The organism is Candidatus Pantoea bituminis (genome assembly GCF_018842675.1).
GTDB classification, from domain to species: Bacteria; Pseudomonadota; Gammaproteobacteria; order Enterobacterales; family Enterobacteriaceae; genus Pantoea; species Pantoea phytostimulans.
In genome coordinates this window covers 36915-57418 of record NZ_JAGTWO010000003.1, presented here as the reverse complement: position 1 = coordinate 57418, position 20504 = coordinate 36915, and the positions used below count along the sequence as shown (strand labels likewise).

The following is a 20504-nucleotide window of genomic DNA, read 5'->3' as shown; positions in this document are numbered from 1 at the left end:
ACTCCTTTATAGGTAAGATATTTACTTCAGGTTTTCCCGGGCATCCTTTCATATGTCCGGGAACATAACCTTGATACAGAGCAGTTCAAATCATGAAATTTTAGCCCGGAAAGTTTTGTTATTACGGTCCCTCTGTTGCCGGCATGATGGCCGTGAACGTAATGACATTATCATTCACGGCTACCTGCAGATCGCCTTCATGGGCCAGCAAAATGGACCGCGTAATAGAAAGACCGAGTCCCGCGCCATCCGTATTATGCTGCCTGGATGCATCACCCCGGTAAAAACGGTCAAACAGTCGGCCCAGACTTTCCGGTGCAATATCTTCTGTGTGATTGGAAATATGTACAAAGGCCCTGTCCGAGTTATGCTCTGCTGATACGGATATGGCAGAGCCCGGCAGAGAATATTTTATGGCGTTGGTGATCAGATTACTCAGCGCACGACGCAGCATCAGGCGATCGCCTCTGACGAGAGCATCACCTTTAAGCTTCAGCGTTTTATGATTTTCACCAGCAAGAGGCTCAAAGAAATCAATCAGTTCCTCGAGTTCTTCGTGCAAGGAGACGTTCTGCTTCTCCAGTATCATCAGGCCATTTTCTGACTTCGCCAGAAAAAGCATGTCGCTGCTCATTCTTGCAAGCCGGCTCAGCTCTTCCAGATTAGAGAAAAGTACCTCCCGGTAACTGGCTGCATCCCGATCCCGGGACAGGGCAACCTGCGTCTGCATCATCAGGTTACTGACAGGGGTACGCAGCTCATGGGCAATGTCCGATGAAAACTCAGAAAGGCGCCTGAAGGATTTCTCCAGCCTTTCAAGCATGCTGTTGAATTCAGCCACGGTAGCCATCAGCTCGGCCGGCAGATTGCGCGCAGGAAGACGTTTACTGAGGTTGTTGATGGTGACAGCGGAGGCCAGACGGTTTAATTCATTCAGCGGCTTGAGACCCATCCTTGTGACAAACCAGCCCAGTAATACCGAAATGAACATCAGCCCGCCGTTGAACCAGATCAGCCATTTTTTAAGCTGGCTGATAAATTCATCATGAAAGCCGGTATCATAAGCGGCTGTTATCAGGACATCATGTTGTCCGCCTGTTTTCTGCGCACTGATTTTTCTGACAATAACATTATAACGCCAGCCTTCATCCTCTACTGTCTGCATCGTATCCGGATATGCGGCTTCGCTGGCAAAACGTCCGTAAGGAAGCGGAAAACCGGGCGAGGAATAGTCGGCAAGTAACCGGTTATCCGACGTTTTAATCGACAGATACAACCCGCTGTGACCTACCATGGCATCGGCAACCTTGCGTGCAAGCGAAGCACTGTCTGGCTGCCCGGAATCAGCTTCACTTTCCAGTAGTTCGGTTGCCAGCTCAAGCTTTCCTGTCAGCAGTGCGGCATCCTGATGGCGAAAATAGCTGCTCAGGGCAGCAACAAGCAGGACGCTGGAAAGAAGCCAGGCAGACATCATTACACCGGCAAATATCACGCTCAGCCGTGTAGTCAGGGACCAGTTACGCTTCACTCTTCACGTATCTCCAGAACATAACCGATGCCCCGCACGGTATGAATGAGCTTTGGCGTAAAGTCATCATCTACCTTGCTGCGAAGCCGCCTGACGGCAACGTCAATGACATTGGTATCGCTTTCAAAATTAATATTCCAGACCAGGGAGGAAAGCAGGTTTCTTGGCAAAACCTCTCCGGTTCGCTGTAACAACAGCTCAAGCAGCACAAACTCTTTGGTAGACAGGTGAATTTTTTCCCGACCGGCTCACGGTCCGGCGGGAGGCGTCCATGATCAGATCTGCAATGCTGTGGTTTCCTGAAGCCTGTGTACGGTTACGCCTGAGCAGCGTGCGGATGCGGGCCAGAAGCTCGGCAAAATCGAAAGGTTTTAGCAGGTAATCATCCGCGCCCAGATCGAGCCCTTTAATTTTTTCGCTGACGTTATCTCTGGCCGTCAGGAACAGGACGGGCTCTTCGTGGCGTGCCATGCGCATCTGCTGCAGGATATCCCAGCCGTCCATTGAGGGCAGCATGACGTCCAGGATTATCAGGTCATAATGCTGACGCAGAATATGCTCCAGGCCCTGACGCCCGTCGTTCACCAGGGTCACGTCATAGCCTGCTTCCTGGAGTCCCTGCTTCAGGTAAGTACCGGTCTTCAGTTCATCCTCAACAATCAGCATGGTTGTCATGGTGCGTTTTTTCCTGCAGTTAATTGTTACTCCATACCGGTTCCTGGCGACAGGGTGCCCAGCCAGGCAACAATTGCCAGTATCAGTACCGCTACGGTAAATTCTGTAATAATGCTTTTACGCATCAGTGCAATACCCGCCTTATAGTGGCCCTGAAGCAGGGCATTTTCCAGCTTTGGTGCAAGCCGGAAGCGGTTGGCGGCAGCCAGCAATAACATCAGAAAAAACAGAGCGGTCTTTATTACCAGCAGCAGGCCGTAAACGCTTCCCGGCAAAGTGCTCAGTGGCTTTTCTGTGATAAGCACGAAATTAACCACTGCCGTGATCACGATGCTTATCACAATAACCGTGCCGGCACGGGCAAATCCCGTTAATGCCCCGGACAGCTGCAGTGCATAAGCCGCTTTACTGGCTTTTTTATACTCAGCAGAACGGTAAAAGCCGTCAGGGCACCTACCCAGGCACCGGCTGCGGAAAGATGAACAATATCGCTCAACAGATGGACGTAATAGCTCACACCGTCATTCATGGCTGCATGCCCCCCACGCCAGGGTCGCCAGCGCCGTACCGCCTGCCAGCATCAAAACATAACGTGAAAGTACGGCATTCCTGAGCCGCAGACCGAGCCCGACAAAGGCGATAGTCAGGGCAACGAGCCGGACAACCCAGCTCATGCCAACAGCGGTCTCGCCGACCACCATTTCAATAATGTGCAGAGTCAGCTCACCGGGGTCGCTGACGCCGCTCATAGACTGGGCAACCAGCAGCATGTTTGCCAGTGACAACACAATCCCGGCAGAAATGAGCGTGAAAAAGAACGACCAGACGCTGAACAAAGATACCGGTTTTTTTAAGACGCCTTTCAGGGCATAAAGCTCAAATAAAGGCAGGCCAAAAAGAACCATAAGATCAAGGTAAAGAAGAAACCGGATGACAATAAAAGTCTGATCGTTCATAGCATTACTTCACGCTAAAACTGTAGTTGCCGGTACGGGGATGTGTGTCAGATGACACCGCACGCCATTCCACCTTATAAGTCCCGGCGGGCAGCGGTTTTGCCGGCGTGATAATCATGGTTTTGGGATCGCTGCCGGCTGCAACTTTAGCTGCAACAGGCATTGGCGCGTGCGATGACATGCCCGGCATGGCAGTCATTATCAGACGTGCGCCAGAGAATTTGGTCACCAGATTTTCGGTGAAGTGAAGCTCTACTTTTGACGGAGCCGCAACCTGTGCCTTGTCTGAAGGCACTGATGAAGCCAGTTCAGGATGTGCCTGGACAGCGAAAGCAGTGACAGAAGCCACAACAGCGATGAAATACTTAGCAGATGAATGTTTCATTATAATACCTGTCTTGTTTGAATTAACTGCATCAGAACCACATGCGTGCCCCGAGAAGGAAACGCACTTCGTTATCTTTTTCTCCTTCACGGGCAGCCATATCGGCGGTATTACCGTAAAGCTGGCTCCAGGAAACCCCGACGTATGGAGCAAACTCACGTTTCACCTCGTAGCGAAGGCGCAGTGAAAGTTCCGTACTGGACAGTCCCTTACCGGTTTCACGCGCTTCATCATCTTTCCCGTAAAGATTGGCTTCAAAGGAAGGCTGCAGGATCAGACGGTTGGTCAGCAGCACATCGTAATCCGCCTCCAGCCTCAGCGCAGTTCGCCCCTTCTCGCCGGCAAACGCTGTCAGCTCGGTTTCAAAATTGTAAAGGGCCATTCCCTGCAGGCCGGCGGCAAGCCAGGTCTGGGGCTTTCCGGGCCGGAAATCCTGTCGGGCCCCGGCAACCACGTCCCACCAGGGCGTAATGGCATGTCCCCACAGTGCCTGCACTTCTGCGGATTCAGCTTTACCGTCGCTGGTTTCGCCTTCGCTGCGCATCCAGAGCCGGTCAATGTCACCCCCAATCCAGCCGCTCACATCCCAGCTGAATCCGCCAGGATCGTTGTTTTTCTGCCATTCCAGCTGATCGGCAAGCAGAAAGTAATTCACGCTGCTGTCATGAACTTTATGACCGTGGACATCCGGAAATGCCGCCTTACGGTCAGCCTCGGTAACCGGCGGGATGGGCGTTCTGCTTTCTGCTGACGCAGCGGGTTGCATGGACTCCATACCATCCATCGGCTCCATCCCGCCCATAGCAGAATGCTCCATCCCTGACATATCATGCTGCTGCATGTTATGCGCTGGCGCGGCATAGACGGGTGTAAACGTCGTTCCGGCAAGTGCAGACCAAACCAGTAATCCTGCCGCAGAACGCGACACATTCTTTTTCATATCACTCCACCCTGAAACTGACATCAGCAGTACCTCATTCAATGACCCGGACTTCACGAAACATGCCCGTTTCCATATGGAAAAGAAGATGGCAGTGATAGGCCCACCGCCCGAGTGCGTCAGCCGTGACGCGATAGCTGCGGCGGGTTCCCGGAGGCATATCAATGGTATGTTTACGTACCTGGAAGTTGCCATCCTCGTCTTCAAGATCACTCCACATACCGTGAAGATGAATGGGGTGCGTCATCATGGTGTCGTTGACCAGTACGATACGAACGCGTTCACCGTAGCGGAGCGTAACCGGTTCTGAATCTGAGAATTTGATGCCGTTGAAAGACCAGGCAAACTTTTCCATATGGCCCGTAAGGTGCAGTTCGATGGTACGGGAGGGTTCACGGCCGTCCGGATCCTCAAACGTACTTTTCAGGTCGGCATAAGTCAGAACTTTTCTGCCGTTATTACGCAGGCCGATGCCCGGGTCATTTAATTTTGCTGCCGGCATCATTGCCTGCATATCGACCAGAGGGTTATTCGTTTCGGAAGCCGGATGTTTTTGCATGTCACTCATGCCAGCCATGCTTGCGTGATCCATACCGCTCATGGCGCTGTGATCCATTCCCGCCATGCTGTCTGCTGGAGGGGCTGGTATATCTGAACCATCCATACTCAGCATATCGCCGCCGTTCATGCCCTGCATCTGACTGTGATCCATCCCGCCCATGCTGCCATGATCCATCCCGCCCATACCCATATCATCCATGGTCAGCCAGGGACGCGGATCGGGTTTCGGAACCGTTGCTGACAGCCCCTCCCGGACGGCAAGCGTGCCACGTGCATAGCCGCTGCGGTCCATAGACTGAGCAAAAATAGTGTAAGCATCATCAGTCGGCTCTACGATCACATCGAAAGTTTCGGCAACGGCGATACGGAACTCATCAACGGACACGGGGGTGACATACTGTCCGTCTGCAGCCACGACCGTCATTTTCAGGCCGGGAATACGAACGTCAAAATAAGACATGGCCGAGCCGTTAATGAAGCGCAGGCGTACTTTCTCGCCTTTACGGAACAGACCGGTCCAGTTTTTACCGGGTCCCTGTCCGTTCATCAGGTAGGTGTATGTGAAACCACTGACGTCGGCCAGATCTGTCGGGTTCATCTTCATTTCAGCCCACATTTTCCGGTCAGCCAGCGTATTCGCGAGGCCTTTCTCCCGCGCATCACGGAAAAAGTCGGTAGCGGTGGGTTTAGCGAAGTTGTAATAATCTGACTGCTTTTTCAGTTTTGCGAGAATGTCTGCGGCTTTTTCATCAGACCAGTCGGTCAGCAGCACAACCTGCTCGCTGTCCCACTGAAACGGCTCAGGTTCAGCGGCATCGATAATAATCGGACCGTATACTCCTTCCTGCTCCTGCAGACCGGAATGGCTGTGATACCAGTAAGTTCCGTTCTGCTTTATTTTAAAGGAGTAAACATACGTGTCGTCCGGTTCGATACCGTGAAAACTGAGACCCGGTACGCCATCCATATTTGCCGGCAGGATAATGCCATGCCAGTGAACAGAGGTCGGCTCTGACAGGCGGTTTTTTACCCTTAACGTGACAGTGTCGCCTTCTTTCCAGCGCAGCAGCGGCCCCGGAAGTCCCGCATTTATGGTTTTTGCATAACGGGTCGTACCGGTGATATTCAGTGGCGTTTCGCCGATAAACAGATCAAAGTCGGTCCCGGTCAGCGTGCGGGACTGCATCAGGCTTACCGCCGAGAGCGCATCAAACGTTCTCAGCCCCAGGCCGCCCACGAGACCGGCGGCGGTTATCCCTTTAATAAAATTACGTCGTGAACTTTTAAGTTCCATGACTGAGCTCCGGCAAAATTCACAGTATCCCGGGAGAAAAATCTCTCCGCTCCGCAAGCACAAGCCGTGCTTACCGTTCAGGAAGTTTATTTTTTGTTACCGGAAAGCTATCACAGCTGAAAGACGGGCATGATTACAATTGTGTAATGTTGGAACTTACTGTTTTTACATTACATTTCTGTCATTTTCGATCGGAAGCATTTTTCTCCTGTACGATAAAAATGACTGAAGCCGGAGAGCGTCCGGCCCGCCATTATTTAACTTTTACTCGTAAGGACAGCCGACATGAAAAAATTAATGTTTGTTTCTCTTCTGGCCCTGTTTTCCGCCTCATCAGTATGGGCACAGCCGCATCCTGTTTCAGAGCCGGACGGTCAGGTAACTAACAACGCTGCTGCCATGATGAATGATCATGAGCGTGCCATCCTGGCGCACCAGAGTATGGATAATGCAAATTCTGCAGCACATCAGAGCATCATTGATATGCACCGCAGGATGATGCAGCAGGAAAAATAACGGGTCGCACCGGACAGAAGGTTCGCCCGGTATTTTCTGTCCGTTTCTGTTACTGATCCGGGATGTGGTTGTGTTTTACCCTCATCATTAATGCTTTTTCCGGTAAATCTTCTTTCAAGGCTTACGTAAGCCGGCCCGTCTTGCTGCGACGGGCTCTTTTTTACCACCTTTCCTGCTTTCCGCCTTGTTAAACTGCCAGCCGTGCTGAATACAGCGGTATCTTTGCGACAATAATGATTTTGTTCCAGGCTTAACACTTATTCGCAAACAAGCCGAGTGAGAGAGGACAATATGTCAGAGCATTATCGCAACTGCATTGAAGCCTGCTACATCTGTGCCGCAACCTGTGATTACTGTGCCGCGTCGTGCCTGAAGGAGCCTCAGCTCGGGATGATGCGTGAATGCATAAGGCAGGACATGCAGTGCGCAAGTATCTGCAGGATGGCGGCAAAATTAATGACGCTTGACAGTGAGTTTGCTACAGAAATCTGCAGGATCTGCGCTGAAGCCTGCCAGAAATGCGGGGATGAGTGCGCCCGGCATGAGCACGAACACTGTAAAAAATGCGCAGAAGCATGCCACCATTGTGCTCAGGAGTGCAGAAATATGGCTGCATGACTTTGCTGTCATCCGCGGTACGAAGCAAGGGACAGCTACTTCATGCGCCAGAAAGCAGAAAATTGACGTCGCCAGCCCTGCCTGACCCTTTGCGGGAAAAACGCAGTAGGAGCAGATGATGCGCAACAAAAGACAGGGCCACCTGAACGAGCCCTGTAAACTGTTCAGGTGGCGAGGGCTCTGGACTGCGGCATGATTACGGGCAGGACGGAACCATACCGACTACTTACGCAACAGGCGTAGCCCGTTTGCCACAACAAGCAGGCTTGCACCCACATCCGCGAATACGGCCATCCACATGGTCCCCATACCGGCAATGGTCAGGGCCAGAAAAACTGCCTTGATCCCAATAGCCATAACGATATTCTGAACCAGAACATTATACGTCTGCCTGGAGAGCCGGACAAAAGCCGGAATTTTACGCAAATCATCGTCCATGAGGGCCACATCGGCAGTCTCGATGGCGGTATCCGTGCCCATTGCGCCCATGGCAAAGCCGATATCGGCGCGGGCCAGCGCCGGTGCATCATTGATGCCGTCGCCCACCATGCCGGTCGTGCCCTGCGCCGTAAATGTTTCCACGGCACGCAGTTTATCTTCCGGCAGTTGATCCCCACGCGCCTCATCGATACCAACCTGACCGGCAATGGCCAGCGCCGTGTGCGCATTGTCTCCGGTCAGCATGAGCGTTTTGACACCCAGACTATGCAACTGCCTTATAGCCTCGCGGCTGCTTTCCTTCACCGTATCAGCCACCGCAAACAGCCCAAGCACCTGATGAGTGTCAGAGAGCATGATGACCGTTTTACCCCCGGCCTCCAGTTCCGTTAGTGCAGCCCTGACCGCTTCCGGGCAACGCAACGTTTCTTCAGCCAGCCTCAGATTCCCCAGATTGTAGGTTTGACCGTTGATGACGCCGCGCACGCCACGGCCCGGCAGAGCCTCAAAGTTTTCTACTTCATAACGCTGAATGCCATCTGATGCCGCCGATACAGCCTGCGAAACCGGATGATCGGAGTAACCTGCCAGGCTCACAGCCAGCCTGCGCCCCTCGTCTTCTGACACACCGGTATAGATAATCGCATCCGTCTGTACCGGCTTACCGTGCGTCAGTGTGCCGGTCTTGTCGAGCGCCAGCCACTTCAGCTTTCGGCCTTCTTCAAGATAAACGCCGCCCTTGATCAATATCCCCCGGCGGGCTGCTGCCGTCAGGCCGCTGACAATGGTCACTGGCGTGGAAATGACCAGCGCACAGGGGCAGGCGATAACCAGCATCACCAGCGCTTTGTAAATCCATTCCTGCCAGCTTCCACCTGCAATCAGCGGCGGGAGAAGGGCAACTGCGAGAGCAATAGCAAACACCACAGGGGTATATATTTGCGCAAAGCGATCAACAAAGCGCTGCGTAGGGGCTTTTGCCCCCTGCGCTTCCGCCACAGCATGAATGATACGCGCCAGCGTGGTATTTCCGGCAGCGGCCGTTACCCGGTACTCAAAGCCACCGGAGCCGTTGACCGTCCCGGCGAAGACAGGGTCGCCTTCCCCTTTATCCACCGGCAGGCTTTCGCCGGTAATGGGTGCCTGATTAATGGCGGTCCTGCCCCGGATCACCGTGCCGTCGAGGGCGATACGCTCGCCAGGTTTTACCCTGACCAAGCTGTTAATGGATACAGACCTGGCCTCAGTTTCTTTCCAGGAGCCGTCCGGCTGCTGAACCGTGGCCGTTTCAGGCGTCAGCTTCATCAGAGAGCCGATGGCATTGCGGGCGCGATCAAGAGACTTCGCTTCAATCAGTTCCGCAATCGTGAACAGCACCATTACCATGGCGGCTTCCGGCCACTGTCCGAGCGCCAGCGCCCCGGTGACGGCAATACTCATCAGCGCGTTGATATTCAGGTTGCCGTTGCGCAGTGCAATCCAGCCTTTTTTGTATGTGGACACGCCACAGGCCGCAACGGCAGCCAGAGCAAGAGCCGCTTCCAGCCATTCCGGCATGCCCGTCCAGTGCATGGCTTCGGCGGCGATTGCCGCCACACCGGCAAGCGCCAGCGGCCACCAGGGTTTTTCTTTCCCTCAGTGACCGCGTGCCGGCCATTGCTGTCAGGAAGTTCAGGTTCAAAGCCCAGCGAACGAATGGCGGCCAGAACCGGCTCCAGCGCATCCGGTGCGTGAACCACCGTCAGTACGCGCTGCATAAGATTGAAATCCAGTTCCTTCACGGCTGACATGCCGTCCAGCTTTTTACGGATCATGCCCTCCTCTACCGGGCAGTCCATCTGCATGATCCTGATACTGGTACGCACCCCGTCAGCGGTCACCTGCTGCGTCTGCAGCTCACCAAATGTGACAGGGGCAGGCGCGCAGCAGGAACCGCCGGTGCTTTCCGCCTCACGGCCTGAACAGCAGCTGCCTTCAGGCTGCATTGCTTTATCAATCGGTTCCGGGTCAAAACCCAGCGAGCGCACCGCCTGCAGAACCGGCTCCAGCGCCTGCGGCGTATGGGTCACGGTGAGCACCCTCTGCATCAGATTGAAGTCAAGATTGCTGATGGCAGGTAATTTTGCCAGTTTTTTCGGAGGAGCGTCTCCTCCGTCGGGCAGTCCATCTGCATGATGCGCAGACGCGTCTGAACTTCATCGTTGCGGGTATGCTCTGTAACCGGTTCGGATGGCTGACTCAGGCTGTCCGGTGAGCAGCAGCTGCCGGTGCTGCAACAGGCCGGTGTGGCTTCAGCCATTTTTTGTGGCGTTTTACCGGATACCTCTGCCGGGGCAGCAACGTTTTTTTAACAGACGCCTCCTCTCCGGTTGCGGCAGAACCACATTTTTTATTACTGCAGCAGTCACTCATATCTTTATCCCGTTCATAACGTATACTGGCATTAAAGACCCTGATGTAACTACAGGGTCAAGATCAGATGAGGTGAGTTATGAAAATTGGCGAGCTGGCCCGGCTGGCTGGATGTCCGGTAGAAACGGTGCGTTATTACGAGCGTGAGGGCCTGCTGCAGGCCGCGTTGCGGGACCAGGGTAATAACTATCGCCATTATGACAGTGCGCACCTGGAAAGGATGATGTTTATCCGGCGCTGTCGGGCGCTGGATATGACCCATCAAGAAATCCGGGTGCTGCTGCAGGCGCGTAGCCAGCCTGATGCAGACTGCGGTTCGGTCAATGTCCTGATAAATGAACATCTGAACCACGTTCAGGCTCGCATCCGTGAACTGAATATGCTGGAAAACCAACTTTGTGAGCTCCGGAGCCACTGCAATGCCAATCGGGCAACACGGGACTGCGGTATTCTGCGCGAACTGGAGCAGGCAGAAGAGCCTGAGGATATCGTGCCGGTTATAACTGCAGGTCATCTGGCCGGAAGTCATTCATACTGATGCTGCTTTTCTACTATCAGCAGGACGGTTCACTAAATAAACAGGCTTTTTTTGCCATATTACTCCGGCATGCCCGGCCATTCAGTCAGCTGAAAATATGCTGCCGTTAAAAGCTGTGTGACATCGTTCAGCATTCACTTTCCATTTGTTTCGTAGCGTATCCTGGCAGGACTGCCCCTGATCGCCGGAAAGTAACATCAAAGGTTCAACCGCATCGCATAGCCTCTGGTAAAAGTTTCCAGAATAAAATACCCTTCATTTCATATATTCATGAAATGAAGAATTATAATGGAGCAAACCAGAGCACTTATTGCGTTCTCAGCACTGGCACATGAATCACGACTCAGAATAGTCAGAATGCTTGTTGTAGCGGGCGCAGGTGGCATGTCCGCAGGTGACATTGCTGCCGCTCTCGACGCTTCATCCCCTCCAGAGTGTCTTTTCACCTGAAAGAACTCGAGCACGCCGGCCTTATCTCCGGTCGCCGCGAAGGCAAATCGGTTATCTACAGCGCCTGCTGGACAGACCTGGCCGATTTAGTGGCCTTTCTGATGCACGACTGCTGTCAGGGGCATTGTCATTATTGCGATCAGGCCATCGAATTATTTTCTAAATGTACCGGTATGCCAACAGGGCCTGAAAATAATGCCTGAACATCGCTTTTGCAGTCACAATAACCAACACAGAGACAGAGGGATTTAGCCTGTGCAAACAGCAAATAAAGCAGCACGGATCAGGGACCGGCTTGAGCATAGTCAAATTGCCATTTATTTCGTTGCAGTGGCAGCCGGATGTTTTTCAGCAATGCTTTTGCCGGGGACTGACCGCCTGGAAAGTGCCATCAATCCCGCACTGGCTCTGATGCTTTATGTCACCTTTCTGCAAGTGCCCGTGGCCGAACTTGGCGGTGCGTTCACGAGAGTACGTTTTATTCTGCCTCTCCTGCTGACTAATTTCCTTTTAGTGCCGATTCTGGTCGCAGTACTGGTCAGTTTTCTTCCGCAAAACCCGGTGCTTATCCTCGGAGTGCTTCTGGTCCTGCTGACTCCCTGCATAGATTACGTGGTGACATTTTCGCAACTTGGTCGTGCTGATGCCCGTCTTTTACTGGCCTCCACGCCGGTATTACTTATGGTGCAGATTCTGTTGCTTCCGGTATACCTGCATTTATTTCTTGGCGAAAATGCCTCTGAACTGGTGCAGCCCGCACCCTTTATTCATGCATTCATCTGGCTTATCGCTGTCCCCCTGATCCTTGCTGCACTAACCCAGTTTATGGCCCGCAAAATTCATTTAGCGCAAAAGGCTTCCGAATGTATTGGTCTGCTGCCCGTTCCGGCAACTGCGACAGTTCTTTTCATTGTTGTGGCCGCCATGCTGCCGCAGCTGGGTGAAGCCTGGTCTGTTGCTGTTCAGGCAGTGCCTGTCTATCTGGCTTTTGCTGCGTTAGCACCTTTGTGCGGATGGAGCATGGCTAAGGTTTTTCATCTGGAGCCCGCGGCAGGAAGAGCTATTGCCTTCAGTGGCGCTACCCGAAACTCTCTGGTCATATTACCGCTGGCGCTGGCAGTTCCGGGCGCGGTGCCCGTCCTGCCGGCTGTTATCGTGGCTCAGACCATGGTTGAGCTAATCAGCGAGCTGGTTTACGTGCGTCTCATCCCCAGACTGGGGCGCAATAACGTGTGAGCGTAAGTGATATGCCGCCCGCTGTGGCGGCATTATTATATAAAAGGTTCACGTCCGGTAAGCTGCTATCTTCATGGCGGTCCAGATCACAGCTAAGGCAGGTCTGAACTCATCTGTTAATAGTTATGTTCGCATACAGCTGTGCAGAAAAGGCAGTCAGCCCGCCACAACATATATGAATTTATAAATATAAAATTGACCTTTCGTCTGCAGAAGACGAGACTTATTGCTGTCCGCCACGAAGGAGAAATTATGCCGTCACTTCTGCCCCTGCAACTTTTTAAAAATCTTTCTGACGAAACCCGGCTCAGCCTGGTGCTGCTGTTGCGCGAAAAAGGGGAGCTCTGCGTCTGCGAGCTTTCATCCACGCTGAATGAATCACAACCAAAAATCTCCCGTCACCTTGCACTTCTCAGGGAGAGTGGGCTGCTGATCGACAGGCGAGACGGCAAGTGGATCCATTACCGGTTATCGCCACACATGCCAGCCTGGGCAGCAGCAGTGATTGAACAGGCTTACCTGTGCCAGCGGGATGACATCCTTAAGCTCAGCCAGCAGGCTGAACGCGATAACGCAACCACCAACGGCAAGGTTGTCTGCATGTAAGAATTTTATCAAAACACATTCGATTAAACGCATGTGTTTTACAGCATACACTTAGAAGCCCGCTTTAACGGGCGGTTATATTTAAGAAGGAGAGAGTATGTTTCTGGCGGGTGCGATTTTTATCCTGACCCTGGTGCTGGTTATCTGGCAGCCAAAAGGGCTCAGTATTGGCTGGAGTGCCACTATAGGTGCCGCTCTGGCGCTGCTGACCGGCGTAGTACAGATTGGAGATATTCCGGTGGTCTGGCAGATTGTCTGGAACGCTACGGCTACCTTTATTGCCGTCATCATCATCAGCCTGCTGCTCGACGAGTCCGGCTTTTTGAGTGGGCGGCGCTGCACGTTTCCCGCTGGGGAGGCGGAAAAGGCCGGCTGCTGTTCACCTGTATCGTTCTGCTGGGTGCGGCGGTAGCCGCCCTGTTCGCTAATGACGGGGCAGCGCTTATTCTGACGCCGATCGTCATCGCCATGCTGCTGGCGCTGGGCTTCAGCCCCGGCGCCACGCTGGCGTTTGTGATGGCAGCAGGTTTCATCGCCGACACCTCCAGCCTGCCGCTCATCGTGTCGAACCTGGTGAACATTGTCACGGCGGACTTCTTTAAGCTGGGTTTCAGCGAGTATGCCTCGGTGATGGTGCCGGTAAATATCGCCTCCGTGGCCGCCACGCTGGTGATGCTGCACCTGTTTTTCCGCAGGGACATCCCGGCCACCTACGACCTGACGAAACTGAAGGCGCCGCGTGAGGCCATTCGCGATGCGCGCACTTTTAGAACCGGCTGGATTGTTCTCATCCTGCTACTGGCCGGCTTCTTTGCTCTCGAACCACTCGGCGTGCCGGTAAGCCTGGTGGCAGCGGTGGCGGCGTGTATTCTCTGGCTGGTTGCCCGCAAAGGACACGTGATTGATACCGGCAAGGTGCTGAAAGGCGCGCCCTGGCAGATTGTTATCTTCTCGCTGGGCATGTATCTGGTGGTGTACGGTCTTCGTAACGCCGGCCTGACTGATTACCTTTCTGCCGCCCTGAACCGGTTTGCAGAGCACGGCGTCTGGGGCGCAACGCTCGGCACCGGTTTCCTGACGGCGGCGCTCTCTTCTGTCATGAACAACATGCCTACCGTGCTCGTTGGTGCGCTTTCGATTGACGGCAGCACCGCACAGGGCGTGGTGAAGGAAGCGATGATTTACGCCAACATCATCGGCTGCGACCTCGGCCCGAAAATCACCCCCATCGGCAGCCTCGCTACCCTGCTGTGGCTGCACGTACTGGCGCAAAAAATATTACTGTCAGCTGGAGCTACTACTTCCGCGTGGGCATCGTGATGACCCTGCCGGTACTTTTTGTGACGCTGGCCGCGCTGGCCCTGCGCCTGTCTGTTTAACCTTAACCCCGGTGTTGCGACTGTGCAGCGCCTTTACGGAGTACCGCTTATGACTGACATCACCATTTATCACAACCCGGCGTGCGGGACGTCCCGCAACACCCTGGCGCTTATCCGCAACAGCGGCACCGAACCCAAGGTTATTCTGTATCTGGAAACACCGCCGTCACGCGACGAGCTGAAGAAGCTGATTGCGGACATGGGCATCAGCGTGCGCGCTCTGCTGAGAAAAATACGGAGCCGTATGAGCAGCTCGGGCTGGCAGAAGACCGGTTCAGCGATGACGAGCTACTGGACGCCATGCTGGCTCATCCGATCCTTATTAATCGCCCGGTGGTGGTGACGCCGCTCGGAACGAAGCTCTGCCGCCCCTCTGAAGTAGTTCTGGATATACTGCCAGACCCGCAGCAGGGCGCGTTCACCAAAGAGGATGGTGAAGTGCTCATTGATGAACACGGTCACCGCGTCAGAGACTGATTTTTCACCAGGCTGCAGACATAACGAGTGTGAAAGAAAGCCGGCATCTGCCGGCTTTTTTATATGCTGCGCTGATTGACCCGCTCTGAGAGCTGAGCGGCACTCTCTTTTCTTTCACTGTAGCGGTCGGTCAGGTAGTTGCTTCGCCCGCGCGTCAGCAGGGTGAACTTCATCAGTTCCTCCATGACGTCCACGATGCGGTCGTAATACGGTGATGGTTTCATGCGACCGTCCTCATCAAACTCGGCCCAGGCTTTTGCCACGGATGACTGGTTCGGGATGGTGATCATTCGCATCCAGCGCCCGAGAATGCGCATCTGGTTTACGGCGTTGAACGACTGCGATCCGCCGCTGACCTGCATGACCGCGAGGGTTTTTCCCTGTGACGGGCGGACCGCACCGGACGTCAGCGGTATCCAGTCAATCTGCGCCTTCATGATGCCGGTCATGGCACCGTGACGCTCCGGTGAGCACCAGACCATGCCTTCTGACCAGAGCACCAGTTCGCGCAGCTCTGCAACCTTCGGGTGCGTCTCAGGTGCATCATCCGGCAGCGGCAGGCCGGACGGATTAAATATTTTCACCTCCGCGCCCATAGCCGTCAGCAACCGGGCAGCCTCTTCCGTGGTGAGCCGGCTGTAAGAGCGTTCCCGCAGCGAGCCGTAGAGCATCAGGATGCGGGGCGGGTGCGGCACTTCTGCGGCCTTCAGCTTCTCTTCCGTAAGGGGCGCATCCAGGAGCGTCAGATCGATATTGTTCAGGGCATCATTCACGTTATTCACAATGGCGTCTCTTTAAGGGGGATCGCGGCAGACAGGCTGCAGTCGCTGCCGCCGGCGCAGCACTCTTCGGTCAGAAAAGCCATCAGCTGCTCAAGCTGAGCATAACAGGGCCTGCAGAACAGGGTTCGGCTCTGCCGTTCCTGACTTATGAGGCCAGCAGACATCAGCGCAGAAAGATGATGGCTGAGCGTGGAGGCAGGAATCTCAAGGTGCTTCTGTAGTTCGCCAACCGGCAGGCCGTCATGACCCGCCCTGACCAGCTCCCGGTATATGCTGAGACGGGTCGGGTGGCCCAGCTCCCGAAGTGCGTTTGCTGCGGTATGTAAGTCCATGCTGGCTCCAATAACTATATTTCCAGAATAATAGAAATATAGTCAGCGTCAAACATTAATTTAATCATCCTGGCACTCTGTTGATGACTTTAAATGACTAATCTGCTTCTGAGCAGGTAATGCATTAACGTCCGCTTCTGGCACAAAGCGGACGATCACGTCTGAAGCCGTTTCTGTATTCAGGATTGTTGCTTTCCTGCTTTTACCCTGAGTATGGTTTGCCGGGTGGTATTAAATTCACGCGCAATGGCGCTGGTACTTATCCCGGCTTTTAGACGTTCTGTAACTACACGTTTTTGTTCCTCGCTCAGGACAGGCGGACGACCAAAACGTTTACCTGAAGCTTTAGCCCGGGCAATACCTGCATGGGTGCGCTCAAGCAGTAAGTCTCGTTCGAACTCAGCGACGGCAGAAATAACCTGCATGGTCATTTTTCCGGCCGGACTGGTGAGATCCACACCGCCTAACGCCAGACAGTGAACGCGAATTTCTGATGTGGCGAGCAGTTCAACCGTTTTCCTGATATCCATAGCGTTACGTCCCAGGCGGTCCAGCTTTGTAACGATGAGGACGTCACCATTTTCCATTCTATCAAGCAGCCGCATAAATCCAGGACGCTCTCCGGCGGCGACTGATCCGCTGATATATTCCTCGATTAAACGCTGCGGTCTGATGGCAAAACCTGCTGCCTCGATTTCTCTGCGCTGGTTTTCAGTGTTCTGCTCAAGTGTGGACACCCGGCAATAGGCAAAAACTCGTGACATAGCGTTACTTTCTGTACGAAATGGGTGTACTTATCATAAAGCATGTACGAAATAAAATTCACCTACTTTCGGACACCAGTTGCGCAACGTGTCCGAAACCGACCGCTTTTGGACACCTCAGTAAATTTACATAAATGTAACAATAGAGGTTGACTCGCTGTGCCACCCGGAGATACGCTCGGAAAATCTTAGGAAGATTCCTAACGACCTTTTCAGTTTGTGTTATGGCTTAAGGATGAAGGCATGGCAAATTTATATAAATTTATGGGCGCTGATATCGCTGACAGAATAATGCTTGATGAAAAGCATATAGGTATCAAATTTTCTTATTTAGAAGACTATAATGATCCATATGAGTTCTTTTTAACAATTGACTTTAATCGCGGATCAGATGAGTTAGCCTTTTATAATGAAATGATTAGCATGGTAATAAAGCAGCCAGCAACGTGTTTCACTAAAAGTCCTGTAATTCCTCCTATGTGGGCTCATTATGCTGGAAATTCATCTGGGTTTGTTATAGAAATAAATGAAGAGAAGTTAAAAAAACATATTGAAGAAACTGGTTTTGGAGAAAATACAGGGATAGAAGATGTGGATTACAAGGACTCTCCTGATGAAGGCATTGAGCCTACCCTCGCGAGGGCTTTTCATATTTGCAAACCACGCTACATTTATTTCCTTCAGGCTTATATAAGGCATGCAGCTTATCTTACAAAACAGTGTTATTGGGAATATGAACAAGAGAGGCGAGTAATTATTGACGAGCAAGCCCTAATCAAGCCTGAAGACTGGCTTATGCTGCTTCCAGTGCCAATAAGTTGCATAACGGCAATAATTGTTGGGCATAAAGCAAAAGCAGATTTAAAAGAGAAGATCAAAGCACTTTCAAAAAAGCAAAGTGTCGTTATTTTGAAATGGTTATAGGAAAAACAACAACCAATCCTTTCCTTCTGTCAATCAACAATAAGTCACACAGATTTAAAAATGGAAGAATTGAACCTGTTAACTTTCAGTGTAAAAAATGCAATGAACCTATAGATGAACAGAAGAAAACTTGTGGCTGGTGCAGCATCTCTGAACGTGATGTAGACAATGCAGCAAGGAAAAACGCCTTTAGAGCGCTTAACAGAATGGGAGGGCTAGAGAAATACATTGCCTCCATGCGCGCTATAAGTGAAAAAATGCGATAGGATGATTTTTAGGAAATACTTAGGAAATTAAATGTGAAACGTAAGGATTTAGCTTTGAAATTTGTTTTTACTGTATTGGTTTTCTTTGGCGTTGGCTGGCTACACTTTTTTATAGCTTCGGATAGGCTCGGAGATGATATATTGAATTCTTACGCCCTTGGTATAGTTGTTTTATCTTTGTATGTTAAAGACAAAAAAGGTTTTGAAAAGAAAGGTCTAAAAGATTGTATCGACATTACAACTGTTATTGTTTCGATTGCTATTACATTTGAACTCGTTTATGTGAAGATGCATGTTAAGAATGAATCTTTTGATGTAATAAAATTTATTGAACTGGTTCTGTGTGGATGGATATTTTATGGAACGCTTATTGCTAATAAAGTTAAAAAGGGAGATCTTACTAAGAAAATAATGTATTAAGCGGCCGCTATGCGGCCCGTTTTATCATTGGTGTTTTATTTGTTGTATTAAATGTTCTGTGTTATGGCATTAAACTAAAACTCTCTTCAAACTATGATTTGGCATTAGCAGTAAATTCCCCCTAAAAAATCGTCTAAGCTGCCGATTTAATCCCCTAAGATTGAAATTTGTCCACGAAAACTACACGGCATTAAGATTATAAATATGTTTTCTCAGATACAGTTACAGGGCGTAGCGGGCGAACATCTTGACCTGGCTACTTCAGGAAATTAGCCGCTGCGAAATAGAAGCAGATACCTGTTCACATGAGGTCGAGAACGAAGTTTTTCAAAGGATCAAGCAGCGCATGTTGCATCAAGAATTGAGGCGGCACCGCAGGGAGCTGCGGCGCGTACTTGAGGAAAAGAAGAGACGGCTTCACTGGTGATGTCTCTGACGTCAGGCGGCTTTTACATGCAAATGGTCACTGATGGTTTTAATATCAGCGTCTGTATAACTGGCAGATAGTTCTATAAAGGCTATTCCTGCATTGCTACATGCCTCACGCTTGACCGCGTCACGTACGATGGCATCGTCCTTAAAGTGGCCACTGCCATGATACTCAACAACGGCTATCGGCTGCCCTGACCAGTCAATGATCACGAAGTCTGCCCGCTTGCTGTTAATCGCCAGGTAAGCCTGCTTGTCATCCGAGCCAAGAATCTCACCGAGTGATACCTAGGAAAATACGCGGTAGCCACGGTGTGACGCTGAAAGCATTTTTTCAAGCCTGCAGAATACGCCGTACTCACTTTTATTCATCAGCGGGCGTTTATAAAATTCGTTGCTCCTGACCGTAACCAGCTGTCGTTCTGCTACAGACTGCTCCCTTACAACCTCCGTGGCACAGTCATAACTTTCACGCTTCGGAGGCTGATAATCAGTTTTGCGTCTGTATACGTTCCCCTTCCGTTTACGTTTTCCACCTGAAATCAGGTAAGCGATCACAGCGATAGCGATCAAAAACCAGAAAAACATATCCATATATCTTCTCTAAAAAACTGAAAGAAACGCAGGTATCTTGCTGAGATAACCCCGCCAGTAAAACCCGATTGTACCCCTTCCCTGCCCTAGCCCGAAGGGCAATGCTGATGAATATGTCAGTTCATGTTATGTATCACAAACACACTCTTTAAATACTAAAAATGTACACTTTTAGTATTTTTAAAGTACTCCTTGTTGCACTTTGTTATGTGTACTGATAAGGTGCTCAACAAATACTGAAAATGTACTTTTTAAGGATGGAGAAGGTATGAATAACGCATCAAATCCATACGCGGGAAAAGTTGTAGCAGTTGCAATTAAAAAAGGCGGGACCGGAAAGTCGCTAATCAGCCTGAACATCGCGCCTGAACTTAAGCCTGATACTTTCTACGACACTGACCCTACCCCGGCCGTGACAACTTTTAATGGCTTCCGTGATGAAAATATTCGGTGGAATGTCGTGCGCCTGACTGATGATATGGAAAATGTCGTTGACCGTTTCATCGCCGATGTACTGGAGGCTAAAGAGAAGGGACAGACCGTACTGGTAGACTGCGGTGGCTTTGACTCCTCTATCACCCGTGCTGCAGTTGCGCTTGCTGACCTCATCATTTCCCCGCTGAAGGATGATCCGTCCGATATTCTCGGCCTTCACGAATTCAGTAAGGTGCTGGATGAAATTTCAGCAGAGTTGGGTGAGAAGAAAATTGCTCATGTAGTGATGAATAAGGTCCCGCCAAACCGACGCAATTACAGAGACATCGATAACTACATTGCCCAGTTCGATAATCTGGTCCGGATGGAGACGGCTATTCCGATGGATAAAGCTGCACCGCAGCAGTTTGGTCAGGGTATGGGGGTTGTTGAGCATATGACAACACGCTACAGCAATGTAGGTAACGCTATGCGCTCGCTCTTTTTAGATATGCGTAATGCAATAGAAAAGGTATGATTAAGATATTCAATGAGTATTGAAAATGTACT

General features: G+C 51.6%; 20 protein-coding genes and 4 pseudogenes. 12 read left to right on the top strand and 12 right to left on the bottom strand.

Translation table 11 applies throughout. The features are described from left to right. Window positions 1-121 precede the first annotated feature (121 nt). The 6 genes and pseudogenes from KQP84_RS03475 to KQP84_RS03450 all read right to left on the bottom strand — a co-directional run bounded on the left by KQP84_RS03475 (window position 122) and on the right by KQP84_RS03450 (window position 6339). A complete protein-coding gene (locus KQP84_RS03475; protein WP_215845244.1) occupies window positions 122-1528 on the bottom strand; it encodes a heavy metal sensor histidine kinase in 1407 nt (468 codons plus the stop codon). Continuing rightward, window positions 1525-2203, bottom strand: a pseudogene (locus tag KQP84_RS03470) (heavy metal response regulator transcription factor). Before KQP84_RS03470 ends, KQP84_RS03475 begins: the two are co-directional and overlap by 4 nt. 26 nt (window positions 2204-2229) lie before the next feature. Beyond that, window positions 2230-3159: pseudogene (gene copD, locus KQP84_RS03465) on the bottom strand (copper homeostasis membrane protein CopD). Between the two features lie 4 nt (window positions 3160-3163). After that, window positions 3164-3544, bottom strand: coding sequence for a copper homeostasis periplasmic binding protein CopC (gene copC, locus KQP84_RS03460; protein ID WP_110015871.1), 381 nt, complete (start codon window positions 3542-3544; stop codon window positions 3164-3166). Window positions 3545-3575: 31 nt separating this feature from the next. Then, window positions 3576-4385, bottom strand: a complete 810-nt coding sequence (locus KQP84_RS03455) for a copper resistance protein B (protein ID WP_143790218.1) — start codon at window positions 4383-4385, stop codon at window positions 3576-3578. A 133-nt stretch (window positions 4386-4518) separates the two neighbouring features. Beyond that, a complete protein-coding gene (locus KQP84_RS03450) occupies window positions 4519-6339 on the bottom strand; it encodes a copper resistance system multicopper oxidase (RefSeq protein ID WP_215845243.1) in 1821 nt (606 codons plus the stop codon). 285 nt (window positions 6340-6624) lie between these two features. Between KQP84_RS03450 and KQP84_RS03445 the strand changes: the two genes are divergently transcribed. Then, the gene (locus tag KQP84_RS03445) at window positions 6625-6855 is read left to right on the top strand and encodes a PcoE/SilE family metal-binding protein (protein ID WP_215845242.1); all 231 of its coding nucleotides are present in this window, start codon (window positions 6625-6627) and stop codon (window positions 6853-6855) included. Window positions 6856-7146: 291 nt separating this feature from the next. Further along, complete coding sequence (locus KQP84_RS25205; RefSeq protein WP_252515209.1) at window positions 7147-7473, top strand: four-helix bundle copper-binding protein; 327 nt, start codon at window positions 7147-7149, stop codon at window positions 7471-7473. A gap of 222 nt (window positions 7474-7695) precedes the next feature. Here KQP84_RS25205 and KQP84_RS03440 read toward each other — a convergent pair. After that, a pseudogene (locus KQP84_RS03440) lies at window positions 7696-10210 on the bottom strand (heavy metal translocating P-type ATPase). Between the two features lie 192 nt (window positions 10211-10402). Here KQP84_RS03440 and cadR point away from each other — a divergent pair. From cadR to KQP84_RS26445, 7 genes and pseudogenes are all read left to right on the top strand, one after another. After that, on the top strand, window positions 10403-10861 hold the full coding sequence (gene cadR / locus KQP84_RS03435; RefSeq protein WP_215845241.1) for a Cd(II)/Pb(II)-responsive transcriptional regulator: 459 nt from the start codon (window positions 10403-10405) through the stop codon (window positions 10859-10861). A 288-nt stretch (window positions 10862-11149) separates the two neighbouring features. Beyond that, the gene (locus tag KQP84_RS25935; protein ID WP_309140135.1) at window positions 11150-11311 is read left to right on the top strand and encodes an ArsR/SmtB family transcription factor; all 162 of its coding nucleotides are present in this window, start codon (window positions 11150-11152) and stop codon (window positions 11309-11311) included. A 282-nt stretch (window positions 11312-11593) separates the two neighbouring features. Further along, window positions 11594-12547: an arsenic resistance protein gene (locus tag KQP84_RS03425; RefSeq protein ID WP_309140137.1), complete on the top strand. Its 954-nt coding sequence runs from the start codon at window positions 11594-11596 to the stop codon at window positions 12545-12547. A gap of 252 nt (window positions 12548-12799) precedes the next feature. After that, window positions 12800-13153 carry a metalloregulator ArsR/SmtB family transcription factor gene (locus KQP84_RS03420; protein WP_215845240.1) on the top strand — a complete coding sequence of 118 codons (354 nt, stop codon included), beginning with the start codon at window positions 12800-12802 and terminating at the stop codon, window positions 13151-13153. Between the two features lie 97 nt (window positions 13154-13250). Next, window positions 13251-14532, top strand: a pseudogene (locus KQP84_RS03415) (arsenic transporter). Between the two features lie 49 nt (window positions 14533-14581). Beyond that, the gene (locus tag KQP84_RS03410; protein WP_505543748.1) at window positions 14582-14875 is read left to right on the top strand and encodes a thioredoxin domain-containing protein; all 294 of its coding nucleotides are present in this window, start codon (window positions 14582-14584) and stop codon (window positions 14873-14875) included. Further along, a complete protein-coding gene (locus KQP84_RS26445; RefSeq protein ID WP_505543749.1) occupies window positions 14791-15009 on the top strand; it encodes an ArsC/Spx/MgsR family protein in 219 nt (72 codons plus the stop codon). Before KQP84_RS03410 ends, KQP84_RS26445 begins: the two co-directional genes overlap by 85 nt. A 59-nt stretch (window positions 15010-15068) precedes the next feature. Here KQP84_RS26445 and arsH read toward each other — a convergent pair whose 3' ends face one another. From arsH to KQP84_RS03395, 3 genes are all read right to left on the bottom strand, one after another. Beyond that, window positions 15069-15791: an arsenical resistance protein ArsH gene (gene arsH / locus KQP84_RS03405; protein ID WP_215845239.1), complete on the bottom strand. Its 723-nt coding sequence runs from the start codon at window positions 15789-15791 to the stop codon at window positions 15069-15071. Continuing rightward, window positions 15788-16123 carry an ArsR/SmtB family transcription factor gene (locus tag KQP84_RS03400; RefSeq protein WP_069730054.1) on the bottom strand — a complete coding sequence of 112 codons (336 nt, stop codon included), beginning with the start codon at window positions 16121-16123 and terminating at the stop codon, window positions 15788-15790. Before KQP84_RS03400 ends, arsH begins: the two co-directional genes overlap by 4 nt. Window positions 16124-16302: 179 nt before the next feature. Then, window positions 16303-16887: a recombinase family protein gene (locus KQP84_RS03395; RefSeq protein ID WP_215845238.1), complete on the bottom strand. Its 585-nt coding sequence runs from the start codon at window positions 16885-16887 to the stop codon at window positions 16303-16305. Window positions 16888-17130: 243 nt separating this feature from the next. Here KQP84_RS03395 and KQP84_RS03390 point away from each other — a divergent pair, with 243 nt between their 5' ends. Together KQP84_RS03390 and KQP84_RS03385 are read left to right on the top strand one after the other, a co-directional pair. Beyond that, window positions 17131-17811, top strand: a complete 681-nt coding sequence (locus tag KQP84_RS03390; protein ID WP_252515207.1) for a DUF2971 domain-containing protein — start codon at window positions 17131-17133, stop codon at window positions 17809-17811. Window positions 17812-18110: 299 nt separating this feature from the next. Continuing rightward, on the top strand, window positions 18111-18497 hold the full coding sequence (locus tag KQP84_RS03385; protein ID WP_215845237.1) for a hypothetical protein: 387 nt from the start codon (window positions 18111-18113) through the stop codon (window positions 18495-18497). Window positions 18498-18935: 438 nt separating this feature from the next. Here the strand turns inward: KQP84_RS03385 and KQP84_RS03380 are convergent, their stop codons facing one another. Together KQP84_RS03380 and KQP84_RS03375 are read right to left on the bottom strand one after the other, a co-directional pair. Beyond that, window positions 18936-19199, bottom strand: coding sequence for a DUF2726 domain-containing protein (locus KQP84_RS03380; RefSeq protein ID WP_215845269.1), 264 nt, complete (start codon window positions 19197-19199; stop codon window positions 18936-18938). Window positions 19200-19214: 15 nt separating this feature from the next. After that, on the bottom strand, window positions 19215-19520 hold the full coding sequence (locus KQP84_RS03375) for a hypothetical protein (RefSeq protein ID WP_215845236.1): 306 nt from the start codon (window positions 19518-19520) through the stop codon (window positions 19215-19217). 268 nt (window positions 19521-19788) lie between these two features. Here KQP84_RS03375 and KQP84_RS03370 point away from each other — a divergent pair, with 268 nt between their 5' ends. Beyond that, on the top strand, window positions 19789-20472 hold the full coding sequence (locus KQP84_RS03370) for a ParA family protein (protein ID WP_215845235.1): 684 nt from the start codon (window positions 19789-19791) through the stop codon (window positions 20470-20472). The last annotated feature ends 32 nt before the right edge of the window (window positions 20473-20504 follow it).

Bases quoted from the DNA above. Each gene is read 5' to 3' on its own strand.
- cadR (WP_215845241.1), top strand. From the start codon at position 10,403: ATGAAAATTGGCGAGCTGGCCCGGCTGGCTGGATGTCCGGTAGAAACG.
- KQP84_RS03395 (WP_215845238.1), bottom strand. From the start codon at position 16,887: ATGTCACGAGTTTTTGCCTATTGCCGGGTGTCCACACTTGAGCAGAAC.
- KQP84_RS03455 (WP_143790218.1), bottom strand. From the start codon at position 4,385: ATGCAGCAGCATGATATGTCAGGGATGGAGCATTCTGCTATGGGCGGG.
- copC (WP_110015871.1), bottom strand. From the start codon at position 3,544: ATGAAACATTCATCTGCTAAGTATTTCATCGCTGTTGTGGCTTCTGTC.
- KQP84_RS03410 (WP_505543748.1), top strand. From the start codon at position 14,582: ATGACTGACATCACCATTTATCACAACCCGGCGTGCGGGACGTCCCGC.
- KQP84_RS03420 (WP_215845240.1), top strand. From the start codon at position 12,800: ATGCCGTCACTTCTGCCCCTGCAACTTTTTAAAAATCTTTCTGACGAA.
- KQP84_RS03445 (WP_215845242.1), top strand. From the start codon at position 6,625: ATGAAAAAATTAATGTTTGTTTCTCTTCTGGCCCTGTTTTCCGCCTCA.
- KQP84_RS25935 (WP_309140135.1), top strand. From the start codon at position 11,150: ATGGAGCAAACCAGAGCACTTATTGCGTTCTCAGCACTGGCACATGAA.
- KQP84_RS03400 (WP_069730054.1), bottom strand. From the start codon at position 16,123: ATGGACTTACATACCGCAGCAAACGCACTTCGGGAGCTGGGCCACCCG.
- KQP84_RS03370 (WP_215845235.1), top strand. From the start codon at position 19,789: ATGAATAACGCATCAAATCCATACGCGGGAAAAGTTGTAGCAGTTGCA.
- KQP84_RS03450 (WP_215845243.1), bottom strand. From the start codon at position 6,339: ATGGAACTTAAAAGTTCACGACGTAATTTTATTAAAGGGATAACCGCC.
- KQP84_RS03375 (WP_215845236.1), bottom strand. From the start codon at position 19,520: ATGGATATGTTTTTCTGGTTTTTGATCGCTATCGCTGTGATCGCTTAC.
- KQP84_RS25205 (WP_252515209.1), top strand. From the start codon at position 7,147: ATGTCAGAGCATTATCGCAACTGCATTGAAGCCTGCTACATCTGTGCC.
- KQP84_RS03390 (WP_252515207.1), top strand. From the start codon at position 17,131: ATGGCAAATTTATATAAATTTATGGGCGCTGATATCGCTGACAGAATA.